The organism is Alphaproteobacteria bacterium, from assembly GCA_026400645.1.
In the GTDB taxonomy this organism is placed as follows: domain Bacteria; phylum Pseudomonadota; class Alphaproteobacteria; order Paracaedibacterales; family CAIULA01; genus JAPLOP01.
Genome location: JAPLOP010000001.1, coordinates 1 through 15,073, shown reverse-complemented (window position 1 = coordinate 15,073; position 15,073 = coordinate 1). Strand labels below are relative to the sequence as shown.

Annotated in this window: 8 protein-coding genes, 2 tRNA genes, 3 rRNA genes and 1 pseudogene; 9 read left to right on the top strand and 5 right to left on the bottom strand. The window is 46.4% G+C overall.

The window, feature by feature from the left end; genetic code table 11:
• The 3 genes from NTX76_00070 to NTX76_00060 all read left to right on the top strand — a co-directional run.
• The coding region (locus NTX76_00070; GenBank protein ID MCX7337672.1) for an ATP-binding cassette domain-containing protein at window positions 1-469 on the top strand (469 nt) is incomplete at its 5' end.
• 39 nt (window positions 470-508) lie between these two features.
• On the top strand, window positions 509-1,927 hold the full coding sequence (rpoN, locus tag NTX76_00065) for an RNA polymerase factor sigma-54 (GenBank protein MCX7337671.1): 1,419 nt from the start codon (window positions 509-511) through the stop codon (window positions 1,925-1,927).
• 105 nt (window positions 1,928-2,032) lie between these two features.
• On the top strand, window positions 2,033-3,019 hold the full coding sequence (locus NTX76_00060) for an Rpn family recombination-promoting nuclease/putative transposase (GenBank protein MCX7337670.1): 987 nt from the start codon (window positions 2,033-2,035) through the stop codon (window positions 3,017-3,019).
• A 319-nt stretch (window positions 3,020-3,338) separates the two neighbouring features.
• On the opposite strand, the gene NTX76_00055 is transcribed toward NTX76_00060, so the two are convergent.
• From NTX76_00055 to NTX76_00035, 5 genes and pseudogenes are all read right to left on the bottom strand, one after another.
• The gene (locus NTX76_00055; protein MCX7337669.1) at window positions 3,339-4,037 is read right to left on the bottom strand and encodes a hypothetical protein; all 699 of its coding nucleotides are present in this window, start codon (window positions 4,035-4,037) and stop codon (window positions 3,339-3,341) included.
• 4 nt (window positions 4,038-4,041) lie between these two features.
• A complete protein-coding gene (gene nuoF / locus NTX76_00050; protein MCX7337668.1) occupies window positions 4,042-5,331 on the bottom strand; it encodes an NADH-quinone oxidoreductase subunit NuoF in 1,290 nt (429 codons plus the stop codon).
• Window positions 5,328-5,826 (bottom strand): annotated as a pseudogene (nuoE, locus tag NTX76_00045) (NADH-quinone oxidoreductase subunit NuoE). The gene nuoF and the pseudogene nuoE overlap by 4 nt, the downstream one beginning before the upstream one ends.
• Complete coding sequence (locus NTX76_00040) at window positions 5,823-7,022, bottom strand: NADH-quinone oxidoreductase subunit D (GenBank protein ID MCX7337667.1); 1,200 nt, start codon at window positions 7,020-7,022, stop codon at window positions 5,823-5,825. Before NTX76_00040 ends, nuoE begins: the two are co-directional and overlap by 4 nt.
• Window positions 7,019-7,648 carry an NADH-quinone oxidoreductase subunit C gene (locus tag NTX76_00035; GenBank protein MCX7337666.1) on the bottom strand — a complete coding sequence of 210 codons (630 nt, stop codon included), beginning with the start codon at window positions 7,646-7,648 and terminating at the stop codon, window positions 7,019-7,021. The genes NTX76_00040 and NTX76_00035 overlap by 4 nt, the downstream gene beginning before the upstream one ends.
• A gap of 200 nt (window positions 7,649-7,848) precedes the next feature.
• Between NTX76_00035 and NTX76_00030 the strand changes: the two genes are divergently transcribed.
• The 6 genes from NTX76_00030 (at window position 7,849) to rrf (ending at window position 14,917) form a co-directional block, all read left to right on the top strand.
• A complete protein-coding gene (locus tag NTX76_00030; protein ID MCX7337665.1) occupies window positions 7,849-8,862 on the top strand; it encodes a hypothetical protein in 1,014 nt (337 codons plus the stop codon).
• Window positions 8,863-9,585: 723 nt separating this feature from the next.
• Window positions 9,586-11,091: ribosomal RNA gene (locus tag NTX76_00025) — 16S ribosomal RNA — on the top strand.
• Window positions 11,092-11,247: 156 nt separating this feature from the next.
• Window positions 11,248-11,324: transfer RNA gene (locus NTX76_00020), tRNA-Ile, on the top strand.
• A gap of 24 nt (window positions 11,325-11,348) precedes the next feature.
• Window positions 11,349-11,424: transfer RNA gene (locus NTX76_00015), tRNA-Ala, on the top strand.
• A gap of 473 nt (window positions 11,425-11,897) precedes the next feature.
• Window positions 11,898-14,669: ribosomal RNA gene (locus NTX76_00010) — 23S ribosomal RNA — on the top strand.
• A 133-nt stretch (window positions 14,670-14,802) separates the two neighbouring features.
• A 5S ribosomal RNA gene (gene rrf / locus NTX76_00005) occupies window positions 14,803-14,917 on the top strand.
• The 16S, 23S and 5S rRNA genes sit together here with 2 tRNA genes alongside, the layout of an rRNA operon.
• Window positions 14,918-15,073: the final 156 nt, after the last annotated feature.

The following is a 15,073-nucleotide window of genomic DNA, read 5'->3' as shown; positions in this document are numbered from 1 at the left end:
AGATGCCTCTATCTTTCGGGGATTAACCGTCGAACAAAACATCAGGGCTGTTGTTGAATTATTTGAAAAAGATCCTGACAAACAAGAAGAAAAACTAAATTTGTTGCTGGATGAATTTTCCATTAGCCACCTTCGTCAATCTCCGGCCATTGCATTGTCGGGGGGGGAACGGCGTCGTGTAGAAATTGCCCGCTGTTTGGCTGCGTCTCCGCGTTTTTTATTGCTCGATGAACCACTGGCCGGAATTGATCCCATTGCTGTTAATGAAATTCGGGACCTTATTCTTCGCCTCAAAGGAATGGGTATCGGCATTTTAATTACTGATCATAATGTCCGCGAAACTCTGGATATTGTTGATCGCGCCTACATCGTTGCGGGGGGGCAGGTTCTGGCCGAAGGGACCCCAAAAGAAATAATTATTCACAAAGAAGTGCGTCGCGTTTACCTGGGAGAAAGGTTTAGCCTGTAAGCTTGTTAATAGGAACCATCAATTACAAGATTTTAGCCTATGTCCCTCAGCCAACAAATAGACCTTCGGTCATCCCAAATTTTAACAATGACGCCGCGCTTACAGCAGGCGATCAAGTTATTGCAGATGCCCCATCAGGAATTGGCATCCTATGTGAGGGAGCAAATCGAACAAAATCCATTACTTATGCAGCCCGAGGGGGGTGAAAGTCTGTATTCAGATGAACCCACCAATTGCCGCATTGTAACCAAAAAAACATATGGCGATGATGATTATGCCCGCCCCGATCTTAAGGAAACCCTAACACTCAGGGAGCATTTATATCGTCAGCTTTTGCTGGAAATCAGTGATCCTGACGATCGTAAAATTGGGGAATGCTTAATTGATCATTTAAATGACAATGGCTTTTTGGATGGGGATCTGGATACGATAGGTCTGCTTTTGTCGGTTCCTGTCATGCAGGTGGAGCGTGTTTTATCCAGGCTTCAGGAATTTGATCCACCCGGCGTTTTTGCCCGAAATCTTGGGGAATGTTTTGCCCTGCAAATTAAAGACCGACATGGGACAATAAATCCTGATATGGCTCTTTTTCTTGAAAACCTTGAATTATTCCTGCATCACCCCTTGCCAAAGATTGCCAAAGATTTGGGCCTGACTGTTGAAACGTGTCAATCTTTTTTGAAAGACCTAAAATCCCTTTCCGCTAAACCCGCCGAACAGTTCAGCCCTGTCGCGGTTGAATCTCTGATTCCGGATGTTTTGATGCAGCCGTCCCGTGATCCCGATCAAAACGACGCGTGGAATGTTGTGTTGAATACCGAGGCTCTGCCCGCTGTTCTTTTGAACAGTGACTATTACCATACCTTAAAAAAACAACTTGTAAGTCGAGAGGATCGTTCCTATCTGACCGCACAGCATGGGCAGGCAAACTGGTTGCTTCAGGCGCTCCACCAACGCGCAACCAATACATTAAGGGTGGCACTGGAAATTGTTCAGCATCAAAGCGCGTTCTGGACTGAGGGGTTTCAAGCCTTTAAACCGCTGACCCTTCGTCAGGTTGCTGATGCCGTTGGCCTGCATGAAAGCACGGTCAGTCGGGTTGTTGCATCAAAATATATCGCAACCCCACGTGGGATTTTTAGTTTCAAATTCTTTTTTAGCTCAACAATTGTTGCAAGTAAAAGCAACAGCTTTCAGGATGAATCTTTGTTATCATCACGTATGGTGCAGTATAAAATGAAAATTCTGATTGATCGGGAAAATCAAGGACAGCCGCTGTCTGACGAAGACTTGGTTTTGATAATGCAACAAGATGGAGTGCCCATCGCGCGACGGACAATCAACAAATACAGGAAAGTTTTATCCATCCCCTCGTCGGCCGAAAGACGCCGGCTTTATCAATTGCAAAGCCGTGGGGCTGAGTCGCATGTGGGAATGGACGGGATTTTCCTGTCATGAGAGAGGGTTTTGAATGATTGCCGACATATGCCTTAATCTTTTTGGCTTCCTAGGGGTTGTATGGTACAATAACGCTTAGAAATTAACCGAAATACTCTAATCACCATGGCCCTTTCTAAATTTCTTGATCCCAAAAATGATGTTGCCTTTCGCCGTATCTTCGGATCCGAAAAGAATAAAGATATCCTCATTCATTTCATTAACGATGTCTTGGAACTAAAAGCTGGGGATAGGATTAAGGAAGTCACTTTTTTATCAACGATCCAGATCCCCGACATAGCCGCTAAAAAGCAGAGCATCGTGGATGTTTTATGCAAAGATGAAAACGGCGTGCAGATCATTATTGAAATGCAGGTCTCTCCCCAAGAAGGGTTCGAGAAACGCGCACAATATTATGCCGCTAAAGCGTACTCCCGTCAGCTGAACAAGGGTAAAGAAGAGGGTGCTCGTTATAAGGATCTGAAAGCCGTCATCTTTATTGCGATCAGTGACACGGTTATTTTTAAAGATAAGCTATCCTATAAGTCAGATCATATTATCCTGGACAAAGAATCGTACGCCAATGATCTCAAAGATTTTTCGTTTACGTTTATCGAGCTTCCTAAATTCAAGATCACCGATATTAACCTGTTGACCAATATTGTTGAAAAATGGTGTTTCTTTTTCAAGAATGCCGACAAAACCAGCGAAGCAGAGTTGCGTCGACTGATCGGATCTGATGAGGTTATCAAACGTGCCTATGAAGAACTCAACCAGTTTAACTGGACAGAAGAAGAGTTACTGACGTACGAACAAGAGATCAAGCGGATCATGGATAACCAGGCGGCCGAGGACTATCAGAGAAACCGCATAAAACAAGCAGAGGCTGAGATAATGGCTAGAGGTAAGGCTGAGGGGAAGGCCGAGGGGAAGGCCGAAGGCAAGGCTGAGGGGAAGGCTGAGGGGAAGGCTGAGGGGAAAGCCGAAGGCGAAGCTAAAAAAGCGATAGAAATTGCCCAGAACCTCCTCTCTCAAAATATAGATGTTAATACGATAGCGGCAGCAACAGGGTTATCTGTTGAACAAATCAACGGCCTTAAACTCAAGAACTAAATGATCTTGGATTCAGTCTATTCGTGAAGAGTGGATGCAGAGAAACTTGCGTTGTTGAATGGGTGAAAGGGGAGGGCAGTTGCCCGCCATGACGTCATTGTTGACGTAGGAGAAGGATGAAATCTGACGCGGCGCCATCAGAAAGTCATCTCATTGTGGATTAACCACTTATACCCAATCTAAACTCAACTATTGATTTTTATGTTTGCTAGTTTCTCCATAAATGTCGACAAAAAAATCCTTACATAGAATAGCTATGCTCGGTTTTTTTGTCTTGTTTCTGAAAAAACTATCTTTCATAAAATTTCAACATTTCCATTCATCTTGGGTATAGGAATACACCATAGTCTTTCTTTTTCGCAAAAATCTCATAGTAATATTCAAGGCCATTTTGTGCGGGCGAAATCTTTTTAACAACCTCCATTTTCACTATCTCATAATTCTTAAAAAGCAATAAAATCTCATCTTTTCCAAGAAATGACATAGTTTTCCTCTCTTTGTCTTTAAAAATCTCAAACTGAGGATCGAAAAAATTCCCTATAAAGTATCCTCCTGGTTTTATTTTCCTATCTATGATCTGCCAGATCTTTTCAAATTTTTCTGGAGTATAAAGCGGGAAAATAAACCTTGCCATAACCACATCCAAATCCGGTAGGGATTCGGAATCGAAGCCATGAATAATTTTTACGCTACTATCTTTCGGAGGCATAAATGTGCAGCTATTCATCATACATTCATGGGCTATCAGTGTGTATCCTTTTTCTATTGGTAAAATGGCATCCTGCTCTGAAACGTCTGCCGCCAACATGAGGGTTGTTTGCCCCGGACGAGCTGTTGGAATTTGTTCAAAGGCTTGAGTAACAAAATCATGATTTTGATTCCAGAATTTATCATTTAAATAAGTCGTTATGGTGCTATCGAATATAGGATTGGATAGTATAAATATTAAAATTAATGGTGCTAATAAAATTGATAATATTAATAAGGCACAAAATCTGACAATATTTTTGATACGCACACTGTTACACCGTCGTCTCTGTGTGATTCACAGAATCCCGAATCCTGCCCTCCATTTCCTCCCTGAAATGCCGGATAAGCCCTTGGACCGGCCACGCCGCGGATGCACCCAGGGCGCAAATGGTATGGTTTTCCACATAGTGGCTGATCTCCTCTAAAAGGTCAATGTCTGCTGGAACTGCTTTTCCTTTGACCAGGCGATTCATCATTTTGCTCATCCATCCGGTTCCTTCCCGACAGGGGGAGCATTGCCCACAACTTTCGTGCCAGTAAAATCGGCTTAATCGGGCGATGGCATCGATCACATCAGTCGATCGATCCATGACGATAACCCCGGCGGTTCCAAGGTGACTGCTAACCTCCTCCAAACTATCAAAATCCATCAACACAGAATCGCATATCGATTTTGGCAATAGCGGGACAGAGGATCCCCCCGGTATGACAGCCTTTAGATTGTCCCATCCGCCGCGAACGCCCCCTGCATGTTTGTCGATCAATTCGCGCAAGGGGATGCCCATTGCTTCCTCTACTGTGCAGGGTTTATTGACGTGCCCCGAAATGCAAAACAGTTTTGTGCCTGTATTATTGGGGCGTCCTATGGCGGAAAACCAATGGGCACCGCGGCGTAAAATCGTTGAAATGGATGCAATTGTTTCGACATTGTTAATGGTTGTTGGACATCCGTATAAGCCCCTTTGTGACGGGAAAGGGGGTTTTAGGCGTGGCATACCTTTGCGCCCCTCTAGGCTTTCTAAAAGGGCAGATTCCTGTCCGCAGATATAGGCCCCCGCACCACGATGCAGATGCACATCAAAATCCCACCCGCTTTTGGCCGCATTTTTTCCCAACAGACCTGCCGCATAGGCTTCGTCAATGGCCGTTTGGACGATTTTTGCCTCGGCATAAAATTCACCCCTGATGTAAATATAGGCTGTGTTGGCGCCAACGGCAAAGCCGGCCAACAGGGCCCCCTCGATCAATTTATGGGGTTCAAACCGCAGGATATCGCGGTCTTTGCAAGTCCCGGGCTCACTTTCATCGGCATTGATAACAAGATAGGATGGGATTTCGCCGTGTTGTTTGGGCATAAAGCCCCACTTGTCCCCGGTCGAAAATCCGGCCCCACCGCGCCCTCGAAGGCCTGATGATTTGACTTCTGCAATCACCCAATCGCGACCGTTTTGGATTAAATTGATCGTCCTGTCCCAATCCCCGCGCAATAACGTCGCTGGTAAAAATGGGGATTGATGGCCATGAAGATTGGTAAAAATTCTGTCTTTTTCACACAGGCTCATAATTCTTCTTCCTCGGACAACTTTTCCAAAATCTTAATGACCTCGGCTGGGTCAAGATTCTCGTAATAATCATCATTAATTTGCACGACGGGCGCATTAACGCACGCACCCAGGCATTCAACCTCGCTCAGGGTGAATTTTTGATCAGCTGTTGTTTCGCCCGTTTGCACGCCAAGATGTTTTTTGCACGCGTCAAGAATCGCATCGGATCCCCGCAACCAACAGGGGGGTGGTCCTGCAAACCTGCACGTGGTGTCGCCCAACAGGTTTTAAATTAAACATCGTGTGAAAGCTGGCGACCTCTAACACCCGAATGACGGGCATGCCCAGAAATTCTGCGACAGCCTCGATCGCGTCATGGGGCAGCCATCCCTGGCATTGACGTTGGGCTAAATCCAACAATGGCAATACGGCGCTGGTTTGTTTTCCTGCCGGGTATTTTGCACTATGGGCGTGGGCGCGATCGCGATTTTCGGGGCTAAAGACAAACGTCATCGATCAATTTCTCCAAATACAATATCCATCGATCCAATAATCGCCACAATGTCCGACAACATATGGCCTTTTGATATCCATTCTAATGCCTGCAGGCAAGCAAAACCAGGTGATCGTATTTTACACCGATAGGGCCGATTGCTGCCGTCCGATATCAGATACACCCCAAATTCACCCTTGGGGGATTCAGTCGCGCTATATACTTCGCCGGCGGGAACATGAAACCCTTCGGTATATAATTTGAAGTGGTGGATCATTGCCTCCATCGACTGTTTTAATTTTTCCTTTGGGGGTGGGACGATTTTTGGATCATCCACAAGAACGGGGCCCGCTGGTATTTTGTCCAGGCATTGTTGGATTATGTTGACGCTTTGGCGCATTTCTTCGACGCGAACAAGGTACCGATCATAGCAATCGCCATTTTTGCCAATTGGCACGTCAAAATCTAAAAATTCATAAATTTCGTATGGCTGGGCGGATCGAAGATCCCATGGAACGGTGCTTGCCCGCAACATGGGTCCGGAAAATCCCCATTCGACGGCTTCCTCTGCTGTGACAACGCCAATATCAACAGTACGTTGTTTGAAAATGCGGTTTTCTGTTAAAAGGTTTTCTATGTCATCAATCACGGTTGGAAATCGGTTAATGAACAGTTGGATATCCCCCAAAAGGCCAGCCGGCAAATCCCGATGGACCCCACCCGGCCTGAAATAGGCCGCATGCATGCGCGCTCCAGAAACGCGTTCGTAAAATCCCATCAAAACTTCACGTTCCTCAAAGGCCCACAAAAAGGGTGTCATTGCCCCAACGTCTAGTCCGAATGTCGCAATGTTCAAAAGATGGTTTAAAAGCCGTGTCAATTCAGAAAAAAGAACACGTATATATTGTGCCCGAAGGGGAGGGGAGATATTCAGCAATTTTTCCACGGCCAAAACGTACGCATGTTCCTGGCTCATGGGGGAAACATAATCCAAGCGATCAAAATAGGGTAACGCCTGAAGGTATGTTTTGTATTCGATTAGCTTTTCTGTTCCACGATGGAGGAATCCAATATGGGGATCGGCACGCTGTATGACCTCACCCTCCAGTTCCAAAACCAGGCGGAGCACACCATGGGCAGCTGGATGTTGGGGGCCAAAGTTCAGGGTATAGCTTTCTTTATTTTTTGGATCATCGCTATTTTGGTTGGTGGTCATGGAATGAAATTCACTGCTTTTTGATTGTTTGGGGTGGGGGCGGGGATCTTTCTATTTTGCGGCCCCTCCCATGGGCTTATAAAATTAAAATCCCTGTACTCTTGTTCTAGTTTTACAGGTTCGGATGTCACGCGTCGATTGGTTTCATCATATCTGACCTGGGTAAATCCACTTAAGGGGAAATCTTTGCGCAATGGATGCCCGGTGAAATTATAATCCGTTAAAATGCGCTGCAGATTGGGGTGATCTGTGAAATGAATGCCGAAAAGATCGAAAATCTCCCGTTCGAACCAATTTGCTGCCGGAAAGATTTCGGTGATGCTGTTCACGGGTGTTTCTTCGGTCGTGTTAATCTTGATGCGCACGCGTATATTCAGTTTATGGCTCAATAGGTTATATACAACGTCAAAACGGTGAAGACGTTTTGGATAATCAACGGCGGTAATGTCGATCAACTGTTTAAAGGAACATCGCTTGTTATCCTTTAGGATGGTCAGAGTACGAATGATCGACCCCGAATAGACATGAACGACAAATGTTTCAAGGTTGTGGGTCAGATCAATTAAATCAGGCCCCAGATGGTCACGAAGAAACGTTTCAAAGTTGAGCGGTTGTTTGGGGGGCATTTTGGTAACCTACAGTATATATGTGTAATTTTGTACAGGGAGTAGGGGTGCGGTCAAGAAGTTATGCCATTTTCATAAAGTGAAATCACCATTGAAATATACAATTTTTTAACGATTGATGCAAATTTTAACTTTACAACTTTAGAAAAAGAAAATTATACTTATGATTTAATATTTATACAGAGTAACCGGAGTAAATAATGCGTACACTTTCCACTAATGCACCACGGGCCATTGTTGGTCTGGTCCAATCATTGATGACGTCCGCAGCCACGGGTTTTGTTGTTTCATCCTTTGTTGCGGCTATGGCTTCCCCTGTGTATTCCAGTGTTTTGGATCAGAAAAATGTGGGCTTTGATAATGATAGGGGATTTGTTCGTGAGGCTTGTTCGGCGCTTGGAAAGTATTTGGGTGTCCATGCTCCGTGGCACAAGGTCGCGGATTGGATTCCCCGGGGTGATGTGCGTCACTTCTTAGACGGTGATCAAGGCATCAAAGAGCTTAATCTTAGTTATTTGCACATTGGTGATAAGGGGGCAGGACTTATTGCGGATTCTCTTCCAACGAGTCAGGTCACACATCTATATCTTAATAAATGCGATATAGGGGACGATGGGTTTCGCTTCCTTGCGGAGGCTCTCATGCAACCGACCTGCAGGGTCACCCATTTGGATCTTGGTGAAAATAGTGTAGGGGATAGTGGACTCCAATCTCTAGCGAATGCTCTGAAGCACAAAAACTGTCAAGTTACCGTTTTAGGTCTGGGTTGGAACCTCATAAGTAATGCGGGAGTTCACTATCTTTCGGAGGCACTTAGGGATCAAAATTGTAAACTTACCGATTTGGACCTCTGTTACAATTATATAGGGTCTGCTGGGGCTCAATCTCTTGCAATGGCTCTTGCCACGAATAGAAGGCTTGCTCGACTGGATCTTTCTTGTGGCCGCATTGGTAACGCCGGAGTCAAGTTCCTTGTGGATGCTGTCATAGGTAGTCAGCTTTTATGGTTGTCGCTCGAGGACAACGGCATAAGTGACGAGGGGGCTATCTGCATACTTGATGTCCTGAACAAGAATTATTTACGTTCGGTCGAATTAAGACCCGGAAACGGAGCGCAATCTTTTTCTATTTATTTAAAGCTCTCCCTTAATGGGGTAGATCACAGATTAATAAATACAATAGAAATGCAATTGAAAAATGACAGAAGGATATAGGGCCCTATAAGCCAGGAGAATTACCCCATTCTCATGATCACGATTATGATGGGGTAACCCAAGTTCGGCGCGAAAGGGCGGCATCAAGGCCTTCCCCATCCCATGGTCAATTTCATTCATTGAATCTCTAAAAATTGCCCGATTTGGCCCGAACAAAAAAAATTTACATTTCCCTACATTTCCCCCTTGACCTTTCCCCTCCCTTAAGCTAAGTTCTAATAACGCTAACGGCAACGAAGAGCCGGCAACGACAAGCTGCACACAGCGAGACAGATCAGAAGAAAAGCTCCCGAGTTAAATCGGAAGACTCTCCCGATCAGGTCCGCCGTTTAACACCTTGTTTAGTCAGGTCTTCTGAATCTAAAGAGTGCACCAACGAATCCCTGGAAACAGTGAGTCGGTAATCATTTTTTTGTCTGTAGCGGTGATCTTTGAAAAGTAGATGGGATGGTATGTCGGTAGCGTTGAGTCAAGACAATATGACCTGTACTTAGAGTACTCTTTCGAGAGGGCTCTAATCTTACAGGTAAAAACTTGGTTCATAATTCCGATATACTGAAATATTAAGTAATACGTTTGTTGATTAACCTGTTTAACCACAGGGTTAGTTAATGAAACCAAGTAATTAAGAACGCAGTCAATTTAGTAATTATGATGCCAAGTCAATTCAGTTGATTTTTGGTAAACGCTCCGTCAAACGAGAGTTGATCAAGAGTTAACATAAAACATGAGAGTTTGATCCTGGCTCAGAACGAACGCTGGCGGCATGCTTAACACATGCAAGTCGAACGATAAGATTAGCTTGCTAATCTTATAGTGGCAGACGGGTGAGTAACGCGTGGAAACGTACCCTTTGGTTCAGAATAACGTTTGGAAACGAACGCTAATACTGGATAAGTCCGAGAGGAGAAAGGCCGCAAGGTCGCCAAAGGAATGGTCCGCGTTAGATTAGGTAGTTGGTGGGGTAAAGGCTCACCAAGCCGATGATCTATAGCTGGTCTGAGAGGATGATCAGCCACACTGGGACTGAGACACGGCCCAGACTCCTACGGGAGGCAGCAGTGGGGAATATTGGACAATGGGGGAAACCCTGATCCAGCAATGCCGCGTGAGTGAAGAAGGCCTTCGGGTTGTAAAGCTCTTTTATCAGGGACGATGATGACGGTACCTGAGGAATAAGCTCCGGCTAACTTCGTGACAGCAGCCGCGGTAATACGAAGGGAGCTAGCGTTGTTCGGAATTACTGGGCGTAAAGGGCGCGTAGGCGGTTAGATAAGTTTGGTGTGAAATCCCTGGGCTCAACCTAGGAATTGCATTGGATACTGTCTGACTTGAGATCGAGAGAGGGAGATGGAATTGCGAGTGTAGAGGTGAAATTCGTAGATATTCGCAAGAACACCGGTGGCGAAGGCGAGATCTCCTGGCTCGATACTGACGCTAAGGCGCGAAAGCGTGGGGAGCAAACAGGATTAGATACCCTGGTAGTCCACGCTGTAAACGATGAATGCTAGATGTTGGTGGGTAGAACCATCAGTGTCGTCGCTAACGCATTAAGCATTCCGCCTGGGGAGTACGGTCGCAAGATTAAAACTCAAAGGAATTGACGGGGGCCCGCACAAGCAGTGGAGCATGTGGTTTAATTCGAAGCAACGCGCAGAACCTTACCAGCTTTTGACATGGAACGTTTGGGGACCAGAGATGGTTTCCTTCAGTTAGGCTGGCGTTCACACAGGTGCTGCATGGCTGTCGTCAGCTCGTGTCGTGAGATGTTGGGTTAAGTCCCGCAACGAGCGCAACCCTCATTGCTAGTTGCCATCAGGTAGGGCTGGGCACTTTAGCGAAACTGCCGGTGATAAGCCGGAGGAAGGTGGGGATGACGTCAAGTCCTCATGGCCCTTATAGGCTGGGCTACACACGTACTACAATGGCGGTGACAAAGGGGAGCAAGCGAGCAATCGCAAGCGAATCCCTAAAAGCCGCCTCAGTTCGGATTGTCCTCTGCAACTCGAGGGCATGAAGTTGGAATCGCTAGTAATCGTAGATCAGCATGCTACGGTGAATACGTTCTCGGGTCTTGTACACACTGCCCGTCACACCATGGGAGTTGGTTTTACCTTAAGGCGGTGAGCTAACCCGCAAGGGAGGCAGCTGACCACGGTAGGGTCAATGACTGGGGTGAAGTCGTAACAAGGTAGCCGTAGGGGAACCTGCGGCTGGATCACCTCCTTTCTAAGGAAAAGCGCTGAACATATCATAACAGACTGTTCTAGCGTCTCAACGCTATCGACACACCATCCTATAATACAGGGACCTGGATTTCAGGAACCAGAAAAGTACAGAGAAATCTTTGTGTTTTTCTGGTTCCCGGATCTTGGTCCCTGCCTAGGGCTAGTAGCTCAGTTGGTCAGAGCACACGCTTGATAAGCGTGGGGTCGGAGGTTCAAGTCCTCCCTGGCCCACCAATTCAGAATCAATTATTCTGATCTGGGGGTGTAGCTCAGTTGGGAGAGCGCGTGCTTTGCAAGCATGAGGTCATCGGTTCGATCCCGTTCACCTCCACCATTATTGTGGGGATCATTTGGCCCGGTCAGAGACAAGAAGTTTAAATTAAGAAGCCAAACTGTTTATCAAATATTTTCTGATGAGCTCTTGACTTTTTCATTCAAACTTCTATTTAATATAATAGAACGTTTGTGATCTTTTGACATTGTAAATAAGGGTAAAGTATTCGATGAGTCGACATACTTTTAAGAGACAGCAAGATAGGCGCTGTCATGGGATGCAAATCCTGTGAATGGTCACTTCTTATGGTACTTAAAGGAATCTCGAACATCTCAGCGAATATTAACCAAAAACACATTTCTTTTGATGAGAAAGAAGTGTGATAGTTTTTTTGAATCTGACAAAAAATTTTTCAAGAAAAAAGTTGTTTTCTGTAAGTCGGTGCAATCATCGGTTTACGGATCTGGTTTTTTCTTGGAAGCAAGAATTCTAGAGCTTAGAATTTAGCAATATTTTCTGACTTCTAGAGTGACAATCAAGCGCAAAAGGGCATCTGGAGGATGCCTTGGCATTGAGAGGCGATGAAGGACGTAGTACGCTGCGATAAGCCATGGGGAGGTGCGAGCAACCTTTGATCCGTGGATTTCCGAATGGGGCAACCCACCGCATTTGCGGTATCTCTATCTGAATACATAGGGTAGAGAGGCGAACCTGGGGAACTGAAACATCTAAGTACCCAGAGGAAAGGACATCAACCGAGACTCCGTTAGTAGTGGCGAGCGAAATCGGACCAGGCCAGTGGTTATTTGATAAGAACAAGAAGGAGATGGAAAGCTCCGCAACAAAGGGTGATAGCCCCGTATTGGTAGAAAGTCGAATAATCCTAGAGTAGGGCGGGACACGTGAAATCCTGTTTGAACATGGGGGGACCACCCTCCAAGCCTAAGTACTCCTCAATGACCGATAGTGAACAAGTACCGTGAGGGAAAGGTGAAAAGAACCCCGAGTAGGGGAGTGAAATAGACCTGAAACCGGATGCCTACAAACAGTTGAAGCAGGATTTTGGATTTATCCAAGAAGTCTGTGACAGCGTACCTTTTGCATAATGGGTCAGCGAGTTAATGTATGTAGCCAGCTTAAGCCGATAGGTGTAGGCGCAGGGAAACCGAGTCTGAATAGGGCGATTTGAGTTACATGTATTAGACCCGAAACCGAGTGATCTAGCCATGGACAGGTTGAAGGTGCGGTAACACGTACTGGAGGGCCGAACCCACCACTGTTGCAAAAGTGGGGGATGACCTGTGGTTAGGGGTGAAAGGCCAATCAAACTCGGAAATAGCTGGTTCTCCGCGAAATCTATTGAGGTAGAGCGTCGGATGGTTGCTGTTGGGGGTAGAGCACTGAATGGGCTAGGGGGAGGCGACTTCTACCAAACCCAATCAAACTCCGAATACCAACAAGCACAGTCCGGCAGACACACGGTGGGAGCTAAGTTCCATCGTGGAAAGGGAAACAGCCCTAACCGTCCGCTAAGGTCCCCAAGTCATGGCTAAGTGGGAAAGGAAGTGGGGAGGCCAAGACAGCCAGGAGGTTGGCTTAGAAGCAGCCATCCTTTAAAGAAAGCGTAATAGCTCACTGGTCTAGTTAAGCCGCCCTGCGCCGAAAATGTAACGGGGCTAAAGCCATGCACCGAAGCGACGGGTTTCAAAGATATAATGTCTTTGGAGCGGTAGCGGAGCGTTCCCTAAGCCTGTGAAGGGTAATCTGTGAGGATACCTGGAGGTATGGGAAGTGAGAATGCTGACATAAGTAACGATAAACAGTGTGAAAGACACTGTCGCCGAAAGTCCAAGGGTTCCTACGCAATGTTAATCAACGTAGGGTGAGTCGGCCCCTAAGGTGAGGACGAAAGTCGTAGCTGATGGGAACACGGTTAATATTCCGTGACCTGTGGGAAGTGACGGAGAGCGTAAGTTGTACAGTCTTAATGGATTGAGTGTGCAGCGAAGGTCTTCCAGGAAATAACTCCCACATTATAGACCGTACCCCAAACCGACACTGGTGGATGAGTAGAATATACTAAGGCGCTTGAGAGAATGGTGTTGAAGGAACTCGGCAAATTGCCCCTGTAACTTCGGGAGAAAGGGGGCCCATCTTTAGGCAACTAGAGATGGGTGGCACAGAATAGGGGGTAGCGACTGTTTAACAAAAACACAGGGCTCTGCGAAGTCGCAAGACGAAGTATAGGGCCTGACGCCTGCCCGGTGCTGGAAGGTTAAGAGGAGGTGTTAACGCACTGAATTGAAGCCCCAGTAAACGGCGGCCGTAACTATAACGGTCCTAAGGTAGCGAAATTCCTTGTCGGGTAAGTTCCGACCTGCACGAATGGCGTAACGACTTCCCCGCTGTCTCCAACACCAACTCAGTGAAATTGGATTCTCCGTGAAGATACGGAGTACCCGCGGTCAGACGGAAAGACCCCGTGCACCTTTACTACAACTTTGCAGTGGTATTAGGGAGAACATGTGTAGGATAGGTGGGAACCTTTGAAGCTTGGGCGCCAGCCTGAGTGGAGGTAACCTTGAAATACCACCCTTGTTGTCTTTGATATCTAACTGAGGTCAGTTATCCTGATCCAGGACCCTGCATGGTGGGTAGTTTGACTGGGGCGGTCGCCTCCCAAAGAGTAACGGAGGCGCGCGATGGTAGGCTCAGGTTGGTCGGAAACCAACTGTTGAGTGCAATGGCATAAGCCTGCCTGACTGTGAGACCCACAAGTCGAACAGAGACGAAAGTCGGTCATAGTGATCCGGTGGTTCCTCGTGGAAGGGCCATCGCTCAACGAATAAAAGGTACGCCGGGGATAACAGGCTGATCTCCCCCAAGAGTCCACATCGACGGGGAGGTTTGGCACCTCGATGTCGGCTCATCACATCCTGGGGCTGAAGAAGGTCCCAAGGGTTCGGCTGTTCGCCGATTAAAGTGGTACGTGAGCTGGGTTCAGAACGTCGTGAGACAGTTCGGTCCCTATCTGCCGTGGGTGTTGGAATATTGAGAGAAGCTGTCCCTAGTACGAGAGGACCGGGATGGACGTACCTCTGGTGTATCGGTTGTCGCGCCAGCGGCATAGCCGAGTAGCTACAGTACGGACGAGATAACCGCTGAAAGCATCTAAGCGGGAAACTCTTCTCAAAACTAGTATTCCCCATTAGAGCCGTGGTAGACCACCACGTTGATAGGCTGGGTGTGGAAGTGCAGTAATGCATGAAGCTAACCAGTACTAATCGCTCGATTGGCTTGATTGTTATTCAGGGAAATAACCCCCCTGAGTCTTGCTTCCAAGATAAAATCAGATAAAGAAAACAACAAAAAAACAATAAGTCTGTAACAATGATGAAGAGTCATTTTATGGATACCCTGCACTTGGTCTTGTGTTGATTTGGTGGTTATAGCGAGCGTGAAACACACGATCCCATCCCGAACTCGACCGTGAAACCGCTCTGCGCCTATGATACTCCGTCTTAAGACGTGGGAAAGTCGGTCGCTGCCAAATCTACTCAAGACCAATGCAAATTTGTTTTTTCTGTGATTTCTGTGATTTTAGAATCATGGTTTTCTGGATTACGTTTTTTCTGTTTTTCTGAATTTTATAGTGTGTGTTCGGATTCAAAATTATTTATTCTTTACCCTTATTTATGATGGTTTATAT

Bases quoted from the DNA above. Each gene is read 5' to 3' on its own strand.
- rpoN (MCX7337671.1), top strand. From the start codon at position 509: ATGTCCCTCAGCCAACAAATAGACCTTCGGTCATCCCAAATTTTAACA.
- NTX76_00060 (MCX7337670.1), top strand. From the start codon at position 2,033: ATGGCCCTTTCTAAATTTCTTGATCCCAAAAATGATGTTGCCTTTCGC.
- nuoF (MCX7337668.1), bottom strand. From the start codon at position 5,331: ATGAGCCTGTGTGAAAAAGACAGAATTTTTACCAATCTTCATGGCCAT.
- NTX76_00040 (MCX7337667.1), bottom strand. From the start codon at position 7,022: ATGACCACCAACCAAAATAGCGATGATCCAAAAAATAAAGAAAGCTAT.
- NTX76_00035 (MCX7337666.1), bottom strand. From the start codon at position 7,648: ATGCCCCCCAAACAACCGCTCAACTTTGAAACGTTTCTTCGTGACCAT.
- NTX76_00030 (MCX7337665.1), top strand. From the start codon at position 7,849: ATGCGTACACTTTCCACTAATGCACCACGGGCCATTGTTGGTCTGGTC.